Source organism: Pseudomonas agronomica, assembly GCF_025917275.1.
In the GTDB taxonomy this organism is placed as follows: Bacteria; Pseudomonadota; Gammaproteobacteria; order Pseudomonadales; family Pseudomonadaceae; genus Aquipseudomonas; species Aquipseudomonas agronomica.
In genome coordinates, this window is record NZ_JAOSHO010000989.1 from 1 (window position 1) to 613 (window position 613).

1 protein-coding gene is annotated in these 613 nt (G+C 64.4%); it reads right to left on the reverse strand.

Annotated elements, in window-relative coordinates; genetic code table 11:
* Nucleotides 1-12 precede the first annotated feature (12 nt).
* The coding region (locus tag OC610_RS28535; RefSeq protein ID WP_264433090.1) for an HAD family hydrolase at nucleotides 13-613 on the reverse strand (601 nt) is incomplete at its 5' end.

Sequence of the window (613 nt, forward strand, 5' to 3'; positions counted from 1 at the left end):
ATGTAGGATCATCTACCGCGGCAAGATGTACCGCTCGATCGCCAGTGCCGCACCGTCCTCGGTGTTGGCTGCGGTAACGACATCCGCCTGGCGCTTGATCGCCTCTTCCGCTTGCCCCATTGCAATCGACAGCCCCGCGCGATGGAACATCGCCGGATCGTTGCCACCATCCCCCATGGCGGCGGTCTGCTCCAGCGGTACGCCGAGGAACTCCGCCAAGGTCGACAACGCCTCGCCCTTGTTCGCCTTCATCGCCGTCACGTCCAGGTAGATCGGTTGCGAACGCGATACCTGGGCCTGGCCCTTGAGCAGCGGATGCAAACGCGCCTCCAGCTCCACCAAGAGGTCCGTGTTGGCGCTGGTCGCGACGATCTTGTCGATGCGCTCCAGATACGGTTCGAAGCTTTTCACCTCTACCGGTGGATACCCCAGGCCCCGGGTTTCAACCGGCACCATCGGACCGTTGGCGTCGCGCACCAGCCAGTCGCCGTCGGCAAACACCCAGACTTCGATGCCGGGCTGATCGGCGTACAGCGCCAACGTGGTCAGTGCCGCCTCGGGCGGCAAGTAGTGAACAGCCAGGAAGCTGCCGTCCGGGTGCACCAGCGTGCCG